Genomic DNA, 15,519 nt, shown 5'->3' on the forward strand with positions numbered 1-15,519 from the left:
CGCACCCCGCCTCACGCCCGGAACGCCCCCGCGTGCTCGGCCGCCCACTCCTCGAAGGTCCGCGCCGGGCGGCCCGTCACGTCCGGCACCGTCGGGGCCACCGTGCGCCCCTCGACGGGAGTGTTGCCGTACATCTCCAGCATGAAGTCGATGGTCTCCTGCGGCATGTACTGCGCCCGCATCCGCTCCACCGCCTGCTCCTCGGTCAGCTCGACCAGGCCGATCTCCGCACCCCGTGCCGCGCCGAGGATGCGCACCTTGTCGCGCAGCGTCAGGGCGGCCGGACCCGTGATGACGTGCTCCTTCCCGTGGTGGCTGCCGTCCCGGGACAGCAGGGCCACCGCCGCGACCGCCCCGATGTCGCCCTCGTGCACCATCGAGCTGACCCGGTCCACGAACGGCTCCTCGATGCGGCCGTTCGCCTTGATGTCGTCCGCCCAGAACAGGGCGTTCGACATGAACTCCACCGGCATCAACACGGTCCATTCCAGGCCGAGTTCATTGGACCGCACCACGTCCTCCAGCGGCGAGGGTCCGCCGCCGTGCAGCACCGTCACCCGCCGCACCCCCGCCTTCGCGGCCTGCGCGAGCAGCTCCGGGCCCGTGGTCAGCGGCGCGTACTCCTCGCCGCCGAAGACGATCAGGTGGACCGCCTCGACGCCCTCCAGCGCGGGCGCAAGGGACGCCGGGTCACCGAGGTCTCCGCGTACGACCTCGACCTCGGCCGGGAAGTCGGCCTTGGCGGGGTTGCGGGTGAGGGCGCGGACCCGGGCCCCTCGGGCGAGCAGTTCGGCGACCACCTCGCGGCCGACCGTGCCGGTGGCTCCGGCGACCAGGACCTTCTGCGCTTCGCTCTGCGTCTTCGTCATGCCTCAGACAGTAGGAGGGCTTGCGGACAACCACGGTCCGCAAGCCCCGTTTCGCGCACGCGAGTTGGCCCGTCTAGTACGCGAGCTGGGCGATCTCCTCCGCCACCACCGCGCACGCGTCCGCCACCGGGTCGATCAGCGGGAAGTGCCCGACGTCCTCCAGCAGGGTCACCCCCACCACCTCCCCCGCCTTCGCCGCCGCCGCCGCGAACGCCTCCGCCACCTCGTGCGGGACGGTGGTGTCGGTGCGGCCCTGGACGACGGTCGTCGCGATGCCGGTGGGCAGCAGCGCCGCCGGGTCCGCGTACGGCCTGCGCTCCTCGTACGTACCGTCGCCGCCCAGAAGCTGCGTGACCGCGCCGCCGCACACCCCTCTGCGTACCGCCTCCGCGAAGTCCGCGATCGGCGCGAGCGCGACCACTCCGCGCAGCGGCGGCGGCGCGTCCAGCCGCCACGGCGAACCCTCCGGGAGCACGTGCCGGGCGGCGGCCCACAGCGCCAGGTGGCCGCCCGCGGAGTGCCCGGTCAGGACGGTGCGGCGGACGTCCGCCTCCGGCAGTGCCTCCTTCGCCAGGTGCGGCAGCGCGTCCAGGGCGGCGGCGACGTCGTCGAAGGTCTCCGGCCAGCGGCCCGCCAGCGGACCGGAGGCGTCCTGGTGCGGCAGTGAACTCCCGCGCCGGTACTCGACGTTGGCGACCGCGAACCCCCGCCGGGCCAGGAAGTCCGCGAACGGGGTGACGTGCTGCCGGTCGTAGGGGGCCCGCCACGCCCCGCCGTGCAGGACGACCACCAGCGGGGCGGCCCCGGTGCGCTCGCCCCGGGGCGCGTAGAAGTCGATGATCTGGTCGGGGTGGTCGCCGTACGGGGCGGTGGCGTCCGGCGCGACGGCGGGCAGTGTCGGCGGCTCGTCGAGGGGGAGCCCGGACGGCTCGTCCGGCAGGGGAACGCTCGGCATGACGGCTTCAACCTCCGGGCACTGGCGGGTCGTTCCTACACCCATTTGGATCATTAAGCGCGGACGCTACCAGGCGCTTTGCATGCGTGTGGCCACGCCGGGAACCGTTCCCTCCGACGTGGCCACCACGCGTCGTCCCGCTACAGCACCTCGGCCAGCACCCGGGCCGCCCGCTCCACATCGCCGAAACCGACGTACAGCGGAGTGAACCCGAAGCGCAGCACGTCCGGGTGACGGAAGTCCCCGACCACGCCCCGCGCGATCAACGCCTTCATCACGTCCCCCGCGTCGTCGCAGCGCAGCGCGATCTGGCTGCCGCGCTCGGCGTGTGCGAGCGGCGTGACCACCTCGACGCGACCCTCGGGGACGTACGCCGTCACGCACTCCAGGAAGAAGTCCGTGAGCGCCAGGGACTTCGCCCGTACGGATGCCACGTCGACGCCCTCCCAGACGTCGAGCGAGGTCTCCAGGGCCAGCATCGACAGGATGTCGGGCGTGCCCACCCGGCCGCGCACCGCCCCGTCGCCCGGGGTGTACTCCGGGGTCATCCCGAACGGGTTGGCGTGTCCCGTCCAGCCCGGCAGCGGCGAGTCGAACCGCTCCTGGTGGCGGGCGGCGACGTACAGGTAGGCGGGCGAACCCGGCCCGCCGTTGAGGTACTTGTACGTGCAGCCGACCGCCAGGTCCACGCCGTGCTCGTCGAGCCCGACCGGCACCGCGCCCGCGCTGTGGCACAGGTCCCAGACGGCGAGCGCGCCCGCCGCGTGGATCGCGGCGGTGAGCGAGGGCAGGTCGTGCAGGCGGCCCGACCGGTAGTCGACGTGGTTGAGGAGGACGGCGGCGGTACGGGGGCCCAGGGCGTCCCGCACCTCCTCCGGGCGGACCGGGCGCAGGGTGCGGCCGGTCATCCGGGCGGCGGACGCGGCGATGTAGCCGTCGGTGGGGAAGGTGGTGGCGTCGACCAGCACCTCGTCGCGGTCGTCGCCCGCCAGCCGGATCGCCCCGACCAGCGCCTTGAAGACGTTGACGCTGGTGGAGTCGCCGACGACGATCTGGCCCGCCGCCGCGCCCACGAGCGGGGCGATGCGGTCGCCGATCCGCTCCGGGGCGGTCCACCAGCCGCTCTCGTCCCAGGACCGGATGAGCAGCTCGCCCCACTCGCGTCCGGCCACGTCCTGGAGGCGTCCGGGGACGGCTCCGGGCAGGGCACCGAGGGAGTTCCCGTCGAGATAGACGAGCCCCTCGGGGAGGCTGAACAGCTCGCGGTGCTTGCCGAGTTCGTCGGCTGCGTCGAGTTCGGCCGCACGTTTCACGTGAAACATCGCCTGTGCGTTCTCGGAAGCCTTCTCAGAAGCGTTCTCAGACATGACTGCGCGCCGTCCACAGCTCGGGGAACACGTTCTTGCGGGCGCGCTTCTCCAGCCACGCCACTCCGGCGGAGCCGCCGGTGCCGACCTTGGAGCCCATCGCACGGCGGGTGGCCACCAGGTGGTCGTTGCGCCATCGCCACACGAGTTCGCCGACCTCGGTCAACGCCTCGCCGAGCACGACGAGTTCGGAGCGGTTCGCGCCGACCTCCTCGTCGCCGTACACCTGCGCCCAGACCGCCTCGATCTCGGGCGACGGCTCGTACTTCTGCGACAGGTCGCGCTCCAGGACCTCCGGCGGGACCGGCAGGCCGCGCCGTGCGAGAAGGCGCAACACCTCGTCGTACAGGCTGGGTTGGTGCAGCGCCTTCTCCAGCTCGTCGTACACGCGGGGTGCGCCCCGGTGCGGGACCAGCATGGAGGCGGCCTTGTCGCCGAGCAGGAACTCCATCCGCCGGTACATCGCGGACTGGAATCCGGAGCCCTCGCCGAGCGCGCTGCGGTAGGAGTTGAACTGGCCGGGTGTGAGGTTGGCGAGCGGCTTCCAGGAGGCGTTCAGGGCCTCCAGCTCGCGGGTGGAACGCTTCAGTGCGTCCAGTGCCACGGGGAGCTTCTCCTCGCGCAGCGCTGCGGCCGCGGTCTCCCACTCGTGGACGATGACCGTGAACCACAGCTCCATGACCTGGGTGGTGACCAGGAAGACCATCTCTCCGGGATCGTCGGAGAGGGGGTGCTGGAGGTGGGTGAGGACGTCCGCCTGGACGTAGTCCTCGTACGGTGTGGTGCCGGCGAAATCGAGGTTCGGGGTCTCCGAGCCTTCGGTTCCGGGCGCCTCGGGGGTGTGCGTCATCGCATGCTCCTCGACACGAACTTCCAGGTAGCGGTCCGCCCCTTCCTCGAAGGATTCTCGGGCCCCGGTCCCCTGCCGGGCAGCATAGTCCGGGGTCCCGCGAGGTGCGCCTCAGAGGGCCGGTCCTGCCAGGTACGTCCCGTTCGTCGCATACGGGTGGGCGTTGGAGCGGCACCCGTCGAGGCCCTTGATCTGCTGCTGCATCACGGGTGCGGGGCGGCCGGGGCCGGGGCAGCCGAGGTGGCCGAGGCCGAGGGCGTGGCCCAGCTCGTGGTTGATGATCAGGTGCCGGTACGCGGCGGGGGTGCCCGCGAACTGCGGGGATCCGGTCAGCCAGCGCTTGAGGTTCACCACGACGCCCTTCCCCGTCTCGCAGTTCAGCTCGCCGCCGGTGTCGAGGTGGGCCGCGGCGCAGAGCCGGTCGGCGGTCTTCGGGGTGGCGATGCGGATGACGAAGTCGGGCTTCTCGGCGACCAGTTGGAAGCGGCCCCGGCCGTTGCGGGCCCAGCCCTGGGGGTGGGCGACGATGCGCTGGATCTCGGCGGCGGCCCGGTCGGGGGCGACCCCGCTGCCGGTCTCGACCTGGACCTGGTACCGGCGCAGGGTCCCCGTGCCGACGGGGTCGCCGGTGAGGCGGGCGACGGCGAAGGACCCGGTGCCGGAGGCGGGGACCTGGTGCTCGGCACGGTCCCGGCTCGGGGGGTTCCGGGAGACCTCGCCGGGGGCCTCGGACGCGGTGGGTCCCGGGGCGGCGGCTCTGCCGGTGCCACCGGAGCCGGAGGCGCCGTCCCGGGCGGCGACGGCCAGGGAGGTCCCGCCGATCCCGACGGCGACGCACAGGGCGGTGACCAGGAGGCGGCCGCGCCGGGTGAGACGGGTGCGGGGCGCGGGACCCCGGGCGGCGGAAGTGCTGCGGGGCGCGGGACGCCAGGCGGAGGGGGGTCTGCGGGCCGGGTGGCCGCCGGACGACGGGTGTCTGTAGTGGCCTTGGCCCACGTCGGAGCCCTCCCCTGGTCGGCGTCTGGGGCAGCTGTCTCCGGCGGGTGGGGGGAGCGGGGCGCGGGCCCCGGACACCGGCGACGATCTTCCTCACGGTCCGGGCGATCGTACAGGCGTCTTATCGGCAGCCACGGCGCATGCCCGACGGGAGGCGTGTCGCCCCGGAGGCGGCGGTGCCGCGCCCCGGGGCGTACCCGAACGATCTAGCCGAGGGTGTCGGCCGCCAGGGCGGAGGAGTCGCGCAGGAAGGTCGAGCAGCGCTCGTACTCCTCCTGGTCGCCGATCGCCTGCGAGGCGCGGGCCAGGGCGTGCAGGGCGCGCAGGAAGCCGCGGTTGGGCTCGTGCTCCCACGGCACCGGGCCGTGCCCCTTCCAGCCGGCGCGGCGCAGCGAGTCCAGGCCGCGGTGGTAGCCGGTGCGGGCGTACGCGTACGACTCGACGACGGAGCCCTTGTCGAACGCGTCGTCCGCGAGCTGCGCCCAGGCCAGCGAGGAGGCCGGGTACTTCGCGGCGACGTCGGCGGGGGCCGTGCCGTTCGCGAGGAGCTCGCGGGGCTCCGGGTCGTCGGGCAGGTGGGTCGGGGGCGGTCCCCCGAGGAGGTCCTGGTGAATAGCCATGCCCCCTAGTCTGCCTCCCCGCTACGACAACCCGTGCCGCTCCCCGCGATCGGGCTCCAGGGGCGGTGCGGCGACCCCGCAGTGCGTACGGCACGCGCTCTCGGGGACGGCGCCCTTCGGATTGCGTACGGTCGTCAGCGCGATCAGCGCACCCAGCACCAGCACCCCCGCACACATCGGCATCGCCCGCCGGAACGTCGCCCCGAACTCGGCCGCCGACCGGTACGCGTCCGGCCCCATCCCGGCCAGCAGCGGCAGCGCGGCCACCGCGATGAGCCCGGCGGCGCGGGCGGCGGCGTTGTTGATCCCGGAGGCGAGCCCGGCCCGCCCGGCGTCCACGGAGGCCAGCACGGTCGCGGTGAGCGGGGCCACCAGCGTCACCATGCCCATCCCCATCACCACCACCGCGGGCAGCACATCCGCCACATACGACGCACCCTCCCCCACCCGCAGCATCAGCAGCATCCCCGCCGCACACAGCAGCGGCCCCACGGTGAGCGGAATGCGCGGCCCGATGCGCTGGGCCAGCTCGCCGGACCGGGCGGACAGGAACAACATCAACACCGTCGTCGGCAGCATCGCCGTCCCCGCCTGGAGCGCCGAATACCCGGCGACCACCTGCAACTGCAACGCCGCCAGGAAGAAGAACCCGCTGAACGCGGCGTACACGCACAGCGTCACCACGTTGATCGCGCTGAACTGCCGCGAGGCGAAGAGCGTGAGCGGCATCATCGGCTCGGCCCGCGTCCGTTCGACGTACAGGAACGCCCCCGCGACGACCACGCCCACCACCGCACACCCCACCACCACGACCGACGCCCCCCGGGTGGGGGCCTCGATGAGCGCGTACGTCACCAGGGCGAGCGCGACGGCCGCCAGCGCGGCCCCCAGCACGTCGAACCGGCCGTGCGCCTGCGGATCGCGCGACTCCGGTACGTGCCGCAGCGCGACCGGCACGCACAGCGCGGCCAGCGGCACGTTGATCAGGAACGCCCACCGCCAGCCGGGCCCGTCCACGAGCCACCCGCCGAGGAACGGCCCGATCGCGGCCCCGATGCCGCCGAGCCCGGACCACAGCCCCACGGCCCGCGCCCGGTCGTCGGGGTGGAAGGACGCCTGGATGAGCGCCAGCGAGCCGGGGGTGAGCAGCGCCCCGCCGATGCCCTGCAAGGCCCGGGCGGCGATCAGCACGGTCGCATTCGGCGCGAGCCCGCACAGCAGCGACGCGACGGCGAACCACACCACCCCGACCACGAACACCTTCCGCCGCCCGTACCGGTCCCCGAGGGCGCCGCCCAGCAGGATCAGCCCGGCCAGCGTCAGCATGTACGCGTTGACGGTCCACTGGAGCCCGGCGAGATCAGCACCGAGATCCCTGCCGATACGCGGCAGGGCGACATTCACGACGGTCGAGTCCAGCATCGCCATGCTCGACCCCAGAACGGTGGTGAGCAGCACCCACCGCCCGGCCGCTGTCCCAACCCGCAACCCTCCACCACTCCCGCTTTCACCCATACCGGGATAGTCCCCGCACTCGCCCCTTCCGGCCAGACGAAAGCCCCTTCAGGGGCGCGAGGAACTGCGCGAGCAACCACCAACCCAGCCGCGCGGCCGAGCGCTCTAGGTGAAGGGGCGGGTCTGGGGCCCCTTTGGCCCAGCGGGCCAGAGCCGCACACACCCCCGCCCCATGCGCAACAAAAAGGGCCCGGCCACCCCCGGACACAAAGTCCGAAGTGCGCCCGGGCCCTTCCCAGAAGCGAGAACTACTTCAGCCGCGTCCCCGTGGAACGAAGCGCCGCACAAGCCTCCGTCACCCGCGCCGCCATACCCGCCTCAGCGGCCTTGCCCCACGTACGCGGGTCGTACTTCGACTTCGTGCCGACCTCGCCGTCGACCTTCAGCACCGCGTCGTAGTTGCGGAACATGTGGTCCACGACCGGACGCGTGAAGGCGTACTGCGTGTCCGTGTCGAGGTTCATCTTCACGACGCCGTTCTCCAGCGCGGTGGCGATCTCCTCGGCCGTCGAGCCCGAACCACCGTGGAAGACGAAGTCGAACGGCGACGCCTTGCCGTACTTGGACCCCACACCCTCCTGGAGGTCCTTCAGCAGCTCCGGACGCAGCACGACGTTGCCCGGCTTGTAGACGCCGTGCACGTTGCCGAAGGAGGCGGCCAGCAGGTAGCGGCCCTTCTCGCCCAGGCCCAGCGCCTCGGCGGTACGCAGCGCGTCGTCGACCGTCGTGTACAGCTCGTCGTTGATCTCGTGGCTGACGCCGTCCTCCTCGCCGCCGGTCGGGGTGATCTCGACCTCAAGGATGATCTTGGCGGCGGCGGCCTTGGCCAGCAGCTCCTGGCCGATGGCCAGGTTGTCGGCCAGGGTCTCGGCCGAGCCGTCCCACATGTGGGACTGGAACAGCGGGTTGCGACCGGCCTTGACGCGCTCGGCGGAGACCTCAAGGAGCGGACGGACGTAGCCGTCCAGCTTGTCCTTGGGGCAGTGGTCCGTGTGCAGCGCGACCGTGATGTCGTACTTCGCGGCGACGATGTGCGCGAACTCGGCCAGGGCGACCGCGCCGGTCACCATGTCCTTGTTGTGCTGGCCACCCAGGAACTCCGCACCACCGGTGGAGATCTGGATGATGCCGTCGCTCTCGGCCTCGGCGAAGCCACGGAGCGCGGCGTGCAGAGTCTGGGACGAGGTCACGTTGATCGCCGGGTAGGCGAACTTCTCCGCCTTCGCCCGGTCGAGCATCTGGGCGTAGACCTCGGGGGTTGCGATGGGCATCTGTCCGCTCCTTGGGATATGCGGGTGTGCGTGCTGGTCCCTGACCTGGGGGCGACGTCATCGTCGTCGCCCATCTTTCCAGACTCTTCACGGGACTCCACCCGGCGGACCTCCGCGTCCCGTGTCCCGGAATGCACAAAGGTCGGAGTGTTTCACGTGAAACACCCCGACCTCAGACAAAACCCCAGGTCACAGCCCTGCCGCAGCGGGACCGGGACCTAGGTCACAACTTCAGCCCAGACCAAGATCGCCGAGCTGGTAGCCGGTCAGGTACGGCACTCCGGCGTCGGCGATGGCCTTCGCCGCGCCCCGGTCGACGATCGTGGCGACCGCGACGACCTCGCCGCCGGCCTCACGGACCGCCTCGACGGCGGTCAGCGGGGAGCCGCCGGTGGTGGAGGTGTCCTCGACGACCAGGCAGCGACGGCCCTTGACCTCGGTGCCTTCGATGCGGCGCTGCATGCCGTGCGCCTTCTGCGCCTTGCGCACGACGAAGGCGTCGAGCCGCTGACCGCGCGCGGCGGAGGCGTGCAGCATCGACGTGGCGACGGGATCGGCACCGAGCGTCAGCCCGCCGACGCAGTCGAAGTCGAGGTCGGCGGTCAGGTCCAGCATGACCTGCCCCACCAGCGGCGCGGCCTCGCCGTCCAGCGTGATCCGGCGCAGGTCGATGTAGTAGTCGGCCTCCAGACCCGAGGAGAGGGTCACCTTGCCGTGCACCACGGCCTTGTCCTTGATCTGCTGGAGCAGTTCAGCGCGTACGTCAGTCATGGTGACGAGCTTAAGTGGCGGCCGGGAGCCCTGCCGCCACGGCCTCAGCCCAGCCGCCGCCACGTCCACGTGGTCGACGCCTCCAGCGGGTCGACCGGGGTGACCAGACGCGGCAGGGTGTTGAGCCCGTTCGGCGGGCCGGTCTGCGGCTCGACGCACACGGCCGCCTCCTGCTCGTCGTACACGACCACCCACTCCTCGCGGCTGGTCACCCTGATCTCCAGCTCGCCGGGCCAGGTGAGGGTGACGTCGACGCCGTCGGGCATGCCGAAGCAGTCGTCCCAGGGGCTGGGGAGGGGGTCGATGCGACGCCCGGTGGGGAGGTGGTTCTCGCCGCGCTCCTCCTGCCAGGCGGCGGTGAAGTCCAGCGTCACGTCCTGGCCGCCGAGGTTGCGGCGGAACCAGGGGTGCCAGCCGACCTGTGCCGGGAAGGAGTTGTCGTACGTCTCGACGCCCATGGTGAGCGTGAGCGCGTCCGGCGTCAGCTCGAAGAGCTGGGTGACGCGGCCCGCGTACGGCCAGGGGCTGGTGAGGTCGTACGTGAAGGAGGCCGACGCCGTGTCGCGCACGGCGGTGCGCCAGCGGCCGTCGCGGCCGGTGCCGTGGATGGCGTGCGGCGGGGAGTTCACCGGGAGCTGGTGGACCTTGTCGCCGTCGCGGAAGCGGCCGTTCTCGGTGCGGCCGCACCACGGGACCATCGGGAAGCTGCCGAAGTGCTTGCCGTTCTCGGGCTGGCGGAGCACCTCGGTGCCGCCGATGCGCAGGCTCTCGACGCGGCAGCCGTCCGCCGGGTCGACGGTCACCTCGACGTCGCCGGCGGTCAGCACCACACCGGTGTTCTTCTTCTCTTCGCTACTCACGCCCCGGACCCTACCCAGCCCCGACGTCACCTGCGCCGCCGCAGCACCCGTCCCACGACCACCGCCGAGGCCACCGCGAGGGCCGCGGCGGGGGCCAGGCGGCGCAGCGTGAACGTGCCGGAGGCGGGGGCGGGGGCCATGACGGGGGCGTACCGGCCGCGCGGCGGCGCGTGGTCGACCTCTTCGGCGCTGCGGCCGATCATGGTGCGGCGGGCGTGCGCGGCCTCGGCGGGCGGCTCGTCGGGGAAGGCGTCCGGCAGTTCGCCGGGCAGCCCTGCGAGGGCCTCGCGCAGGGCGATCTCCTCGTCCTCGCGGGTGGGGCCCGAGCCGGGGAGGGGATCGTCCTCGGTGAGTTCCTCGTCGCTGAGGCGGTCGAGGGAGGGCTGCGGGACCTCGGTCTCGAAGACGGAGGCGCGCGGCTCGTCGGGCCGGGAGGTGCGGTCCGGCCCGGAGGTGCGGTCCTGCTTGGCGTCACGGTCCGGCTTGGGGTCGCGCTGCGGTGCGGGCCGCGGGCCGGGACCGGCGGCCTCCGTGCCGAGTCTGCTCCCGAAGCGGTCCAGGAGGCGGTGCACGGCGGACTCGACCGTGGGGGCGTCGAGTTCGGTGATGCGGCCGTCGCCGTGGGCGGTGCCGCTGAAGCTCAGCTTCGTACCGTCGTCGTGGCGTGCGGTGCGTACCGTCAGGGTCAGCTTCACGGAACCGTTGCCGCGGGCCTCGGCGCCCTCGCCCTCGACGGTGAAGACGCCCTTGGGCCCCTTGGGGGCGGCGGTGACGGTCAGGGCGCCCCGATAGGTGATGGTGTGTCCGCCGAGCCGGACCTTCAGGCGTCCGGTCAGCGGGGTGGACGACTTGTCGGCGTCCTGCTGGAAGCCGGGGAGGCAGCGGGCGACCCGGGCGGGGTCGGCGAGCGTGTGCCTGACGGCGGCGGGCAGAACCGGAACGAGCACCTCATGGTCCATGGTTCCTGAGCCTACTCAGGCTCACCGGCTTCACACCCTGGTCTTGCCCAGAAGTCTTGCCCGGAGTCGCCCCCGGGACCCCCGGGCCTTCACTGCCCGTACCGGGGATGCACCAGCGTCGACGCCCCGACCCCCCGCAGCCGGGCCGCCTCCGCCGACCTCGCCCCCTCCAGCAGCAGCGGCACGGTCAGGGAGCGCAGGTGCGGGGCGTCCGGTTCGATGCCCAGTCCGGGGCGGGTGCGGGCCGCCAGGATCAGGCCCCAGTCGCGCGGGGCGCGGGAGTTCCCCGAGGAGCGGTCCGGGCCCGCGCTGAAGTCGGAGAGGCGGCCGGTCGCCCGGTACGGCCGGGTGGCGAGGCCCGCCGCGCGCAGGGTGGCCTCGACGGTCCAGTAGACGTGCGGGCGGGCCCCGATCGGCCCGGCGTGCACGACCATGCGGCCGCCGGGGGCCAGGACGTCAGCCGCCAACCCGTAGAACTCCTGGGAGTAGAGCTTCGTGGCGGCCGTGATGCCGGGGTCGGGCAGGTCCGAGATGACGACGTCGTACGGGAGGCCGCCGAGCGGCGCCGAGCGCAGCCAGCCGAAGGCGTCCGCGTTGACCACCGTCAGCCGGGGGTCCCGGTGCACGCCGCCGTTGAGGGCGACCAGCGCCGGGTCGGTACGGGCGAGGCGGACGACCCCGGGGTCCAGCTCCACGAGGGTCACCGAGCGGACGTCGGGGTAGCGCAGGACCTCCCGGGCGGCCATGCCGTCACCGCCGCCCAGGATCAGCACGCGGGCGTGCTTGCCGCGCATCGCGGGGTGCACCAGGGCCTCGTGGTAGCGGTACTCGTCCCGGCTGGAGACCCGCAGCCGGCCGTCCAGGAAGAAGTCCATGGGGCCGGACGCGCTGCCGGTGATGACGACCTCCTGCGCGTCGGTCTGCACGGCGACCCGCACCCGGTCCCCGTACACCGCCCGCCTGGCCGCCCGCTCGAAGTCGTCCACCAGCACGGTCGCGGTGGCGAGAGAGGCCAGCACCGCCACGTTGACGCCGATGAGCAGCCAGCGGTTGCGGCGCGTGAGCTCGCGGCGGAAGAGCCACAGCACGAGGGAACCCCCGGCGGCCGTGTTCACCGCCCCCGTGAGCAGTGCGCCGGTGAGCTGCCCGAGCATCGGGAGCAGGAAGAAGGGGAAGAGGAGGCCGCCGACGAGCGCGCCCACGTAGTCGGCGGCGAAGAGGTCCGCCACGTCACCGCTGGCGTCGTCCCCCTCGCCGGGGTCGGGCCCCCGCCCGATCCGCTGGATCAGCGTCATCAGCAGCGGGATCTCCGCCCCGATGAGGATGCCGATGGCCAGCGAGAACGCCACCAGGACGTACCGTGCGCCGCCGAACCAGGCGAACGACGCGTACAGCACCAGCGCCGAACTGCCGCCCACCGCCGCCAGTCCCGCCTCCAGCATCCCGAAGCCGACGGCCGCCCGGCACCGCAGCCGTTTCGCGAGCAGCGAGCCGACGCCCATCGCGAAGACCATCGTGGAGAGCACCACGGACGCCTGGGTGACCGAGTCGCCGATCAAGTACGAGGCGAGGGCGACCAGTTCGAGTTCGTAGACCAGACCGCAGGCGGCGCACAGGAACACCACCGCGAGCACCAGGAACCTGGCCGTCCGCGGACTCACCGGAAGCGGCTGCCCCGCCCCGGGGCCCCGGCCGCCCTGCACCGGAACGCGTCCGGCGGGGCGGTGCGGGGGGCCGGCGGAAGGTCCGGCGGAGTCGGGCCCGGCTGGGGCGGAGGCCGGTTGGATCATGTTGGGCAACGCTACGTCACCACCCACTCGCAACGTGTCACCCACACGGGTGCACCTGGGGCACGTACGGCATACAACGCGGAATCCGCGTGCGGCGCACACCGCGGTTCACCGGTCCCCGCCGCGCTCCGCCCCGATGGCGGTGCGGCTCAGACCCCCGCCGGGACCCGCGTGCCGACCCGGGTGCCGACCCGCGTCCGGGTCACGACCAACTGCCCTTCCTGCGGGTAGGCGTGCCAGGTCCGCCAGCTCACCCGGCCGCCGTCCTCGTGCTGGGCGAGGAGCGCGGTGAACGCGTACGGGCTGCCGGGAAACGTTCCCGCCAGCCCGTTGGGGTGATCGGCGACCAGGGCGAGCAGCTCCTGGGCCCGGCCCGCGAAGGCGGCTTCCGAGAGCTTCTCCACGCGGGCCGCGAACTCGTAGTCCCAGTCGCCCACTTGCTTGGACACCCCCAGCGGGAGCGGGGTCCTGCTGCCGGGGATGCAGGCGACGGTCTCCGAGCAGTAGCCGTCCCCCTCCGACAGGAGCACCTGGTGGGACGCGCCCAGCAGACGCAGCTGAAGGGTCGCGCCGCCGAGTTCGAGGTCGAGGACGGCGAGGGCGGGCAGCGGCTCCCGGCCGAGCGCCCAGGCCAGATCGGAGGCACACGTGTCGGTGTAGTCGGTCTTCAGGGTCGTCAGCATGGGGTGGCTCCGCAAACACGCAGTGGGGGGTGGGCCAGGGGCACGCCGGTGTTGTATCGGGGTGGAGCTGGAGGACCGCCCGCTCGGGGAATTTCCACAGCGAGGGAATCATGAAGTGTGCGGCGCACCTAGCGTTTTTACCCAATCTGGCGGGGTTTCCATCCCCTCGGGGGCCACACGGTTCAACTGTTCAACAAAAGCGCGCCCGGCGGGAGTTGAGAAGGAGGACACGCGTACGAGTCCTCCCCCTGCTCCCACCGGGCGCGCACCGCCCCGTACCGGCGGATCAGCTGCCCCGTGTCAGCCGTTCCGCCGGAGGCCTTCAGCTGCCGCCGCCGCAGCCACCACCACCGCCACCGCCGCCGCCGCCGCAGGACGAGGAACCCCCGCAGGAGGAGGAACCTCCGCAGGACGACCCGCCGCCCCCGCAGACGTACGCGCCGCCGCCGCCCGACCAGGAACCCCTGCGGCTCGCACGGCGCTTCCTCTTGGTGTGCGGGTGGGGCCGCGCGGTCGGCACTTTCCGCAGCCGGTTCGGGTCCGGCGTGCTCCTGACCTTCGCAAAGATGGCGATCACCACGACCACCATCACACCCAAAGCGATGAAGAGACCGGTCACGGCCCTCACCGTCCTTCCGTTCCCCCGGAGCGGAGGGCGTTCCCTCCGCACGTGGAAGGGGGATTCCCGAACGCCGTCCCGCCCAAAGCACACTTGAGCAAGTCCAGAGGTTCCGCGCAGGATGGCCGCCATGACCACCTCCGCAGGATCACCGGACGCCCCCCGCCCGCTCCTCAACCGCCGCCTCGCCGAATTCGGCACGACGATCTTCGCCGAGATGTCGGCGCTGGCCGTCTCGACCGGCTCGATCAACCTGGGCCAGGGCTTCCCCGACGAGGACGGCCCCCAGGAGGTCCGCGAGGCGGCGGTGCGCGCGCTGCGCGACGGCCGGGGCAACCAGTACCCGCCGGGCCCCGGCGTCCCGGAACTGCGCACCGCCGTCAGCGACCACCAGCTCCGCTTCCACGGCCTCTCCTTCGACCCCGACACCGAGGTCCTGGTCACGGCCGGGGCCACCGAGGCCATCGCCGCCTCCCTCCTGGCCCTGCTGGAGCCCGGCGACGAGGTGATCGCGCTGGAGCCGTACTACGACAGCTACGCGGCCTGCATCGCCCTGGCGGGCGGCCGCCGCGTCCCCGTACAGCTCCGCCCGAAGGACGGCGCGTACCACCTCGACCTGGACGAACTCCGCGACGCGATCACCCCCCGCACCCGCCTGATCCTCCTCAACACCCCCCACAACCCCACCGGCACCGTCCTCACCCGCGAGGAACTGACCGAGATCGCCCGCCTCGCCGTTGAGCACGACCTCCTCGTCGTCACCGACGAGGTGTACGAGCACCTGGTGTACGACGTCGAGCACCTCCCCCTCGCCTCCTTCCCCGGGATGCGCGAGCGGACGGTGACCATCTCCTCCAGCGGCAAGACCTTCGCGTTCACCGGCTGGAAGGTCGGCTGGGTGACGGCCTCGCCCGCGCTGGTGGCGGCGGTCCGTTCGGCCAAGCAGTTCCTGACGTACGTCTCGGCGGGCCCCTTCCAGTACGCGATCGCCGAGGCCCTGGCTCTCCCCGACACGTACTACGAGGGCCTGCGCACCGAGCTGCGCGCCAAGCGCGACCTGCTGAGCACCGGCCTCGCGGAGGCAGGCTTCGAGGTGTACCGGCCGGCGGGCACGTACTTCGTGACGACCGACATCCGCCCGCTGGGCGGCACGGACGACGGCTTCGCCTTCTGCCGCGAACTGCCCGAGCGGTGCCAGGTGGTGGCCATCCCGAACGCGGTCTTCTACGACGACCGCACGGCCGGTGCCCCCTTTGTCCGTTTCGCCTTCTGCAAGAGGACCGAGGTCCTCCAGGAGGCCGTGACCCGGCTGAAGGGGCTCACACTGTCCTGACCTGCGGCGGCACTGGCCCGCCCGGCGGACGGGGTGATTCCATGTGCCCGCGGAGCAGTAC

At 72.6% G+C, this 15,519-nt stretch carries 15 protein-coding genes; 1 reads left to right on the plus strand and 14 read right to left on the minus strand.

What is annotated here, in order from left to right:
* Positions 1 to 11: 11 nt before the first annotated feature.
* The 14 genes from ACIO3O_RS07170 to ACIO3O_RS07235 all read right to left on the minus strand — a co-directional run bounded on the left by ACIO3O_RS07170 (position 12) and on the right by ACIO3O_RS07235 (position 14,125).
* A complete protein-coding gene (locus ACIO3O_RS07170) occupies positions 12 to 869 on the minus strand; it encodes an SDR family oxidoreductase (protein WP_401742936.1) in 858 nt (285 codons plus the stop codon).
* Between the two features lie 73 nt (positions 870 to 942).
* Complete coding sequence (locus tag ACIO3O_RS07175) at positions 943 to 1,824, minus strand: alpha/beta hydrolase (RefSeq protein ID WP_401742939.1); 882 nt, start codon at positions 1,822 to 1,824, stop codon at positions 943 to 945.
* Positions 1,825 to 1,964: 140 nt separating this feature from the next.
* On the minus strand, positions 1,965 to 3,191 hold the full coding sequence (gene kynU, locus ACIO3O_RS07180; RefSeq protein WP_401742940.1) for a kynureninase: 1,227 nt from the start codon (positions 3,189 to 3,191) through the stop codon (positions 1,965 to 1,967).
* On the minus strand, positions 3,184 to 4,041 hold the full coding sequence (locus ACIO3O_RS07185; RefSeq protein WP_401742941.1) for a tryptophan 2,3-dioxygenase family protein: 858 nt from the start codon (positions 4,039 to 4,041) through the stop codon (positions 3,184 to 3,186). The genes kynU and ACIO3O_RS07185 overlap by 8 nt, the downstream gene beginning before the upstream one ends.
* Before the next feature lie 111 nt (positions 4,042 to 4,152).
* Positions 4,153 to 5,037 carry a DUF3152 domain-containing protein gene (locus ACIO3O_RS07190; RefSeq protein ID WP_401742944.1) on the minus strand — a complete coding sequence of 295 codons (885 nt, stop codon included), beginning with the start codon at positions 5,035 to 5,037 and terminating at the stop codon, positions 4,153 to 4,155.
* Positions 5,038 to 5,243: 206 nt separating this feature from the next.
* A complete protein-coding gene (locus ACIO3O_RS07195; protein WP_345221273.1) occupies positions 5,244 to 5,657 on the minus strand; it encodes a DUF3151 domain-containing protein in 414 nt (137 codons plus the stop codon).
* A gap of 21 nt (positions 5,658 to 5,678) precedes the next feature.
* Positions 5,679 to 7,172, minus strand: a complete 1,494-nt coding sequence (locus tag ACIO3O_RS07200) for an MFS transporter (protein WP_401742945.1) — start codon at positions 7,170 to 7,172, stop codon at positions 5,679 to 5,681.
* A gap of 248 nt (positions 7,173 to 7,420) precedes the next feature.
* On the minus strand, positions 7,421 to 8,443 hold the full coding sequence (gene fbaA / locus ACIO3O_RS07205; protein ID WP_401742947.1) for a class II fructose-bisphosphate aldolase: 1,023 nt from the start codon (positions 8,441 to 8,443) through the stop codon (positions 7,421 to 7,423).
* A 231-nt stretch (positions 8,444 to 8,674) separates the two neighbouring features.
* Positions 8,675 to 9,214 carry an orotate phosphoribosyltransferase gene (gene pyrE / locus ACIO3O_RS07210; RefSeq protein WP_401742948.1) on the minus strand — a complete coding sequence of 180 codons (540 nt, stop codon included), beginning with the start codon at positions 9,212 to 9,214 and terminating at the stop codon, positions 8,675 to 8,677.
* Between the two features lie 44 nt (positions 9,215 to 9,258).
* Positions 9,259 to 10,074: an aldose 1-epimerase gene (locus tag ACIO3O_RS07215; protein ID WP_401742950.1), complete on the minus strand. Its 816-nt coding sequence runs from the start codon at positions 10,072 to 10,074 to the stop codon at positions 9,259 to 9,261.
* Positions 10,075 to 10,100: 26 nt separating this feature from the next.
* Positions 10,101 to 11,033: an SRPBCC domain-containing protein gene (locus tag ACIO3O_RS07220; RefSeq protein ID WP_401742952.1), complete on the minus strand. Its 933-nt coding sequence runs from the start codon at positions 11,031 to 11,033 to the stop codon at positions 10,101 to 10,103.
* 89 nt (positions 11,034 to 11,122) lie between these two features.
* A complete protein-coding gene (locus ACIO3O_RS07225) occupies positions 11,123 to 12,823 on the minus strand; it encodes a polyamine aminopropyltransferase (RefSeq protein ID WP_401742953.1) in 1,701 nt (566 codons plus the stop codon).
* Between the two features lie 149 nt (positions 12,824 to 12,972).
* Complete coding sequence (locus tag ACIO3O_RS07230; RefSeq protein ID WP_401742955.1) at positions 12,973 to 13,506, minus strand: DUF2617 family protein; 534 nt, start codon at positions 13,504 to 13,506, stop codon at positions 12,973 to 12,975.
* A gap of 322 nt (positions 13,507 to 13,828) precedes the next feature.
* Entirely contained in the window at positions 13,829 to 14,125 is a 297-nt protein-coding gene (locus ACIO3O_RS07235; RefSeq protein WP_401742957.1) for a hypothetical protein, read from the minus strand.
* 121 nt (positions 14,126 to 14,246) lie between these two features.
* Between ACIO3O_RS07235 and ACIO3O_RS07240 the strand changes: the two genes are divergently transcribed.
* Positions 14,247 to 15,458 carry a pyridoxal phosphate-dependent aminotransferase gene (locus tag ACIO3O_RS07240; RefSeq protein WP_401742958.1) on the plus strand — a complete coding sequence of 404 codons (1,212 nt, stop codon included), beginning with the start codon at positions 14,247 to 14,249 and terminating at the stop codon, positions 15,456 to 15,458.
* Positions 15,459 to 15,519: the final 61 nt, after the last annotated feature.

It is taken from the genome of Streptomyces sp. NPDC087440 (assembly GCF_044744005.1).
In the GTDB taxonomy this organism is placed as follows: Bacteria; Actinomycetota; Actinomycetes; order Streptomycetales; family Streptomycetaceae; genus Streptomyces.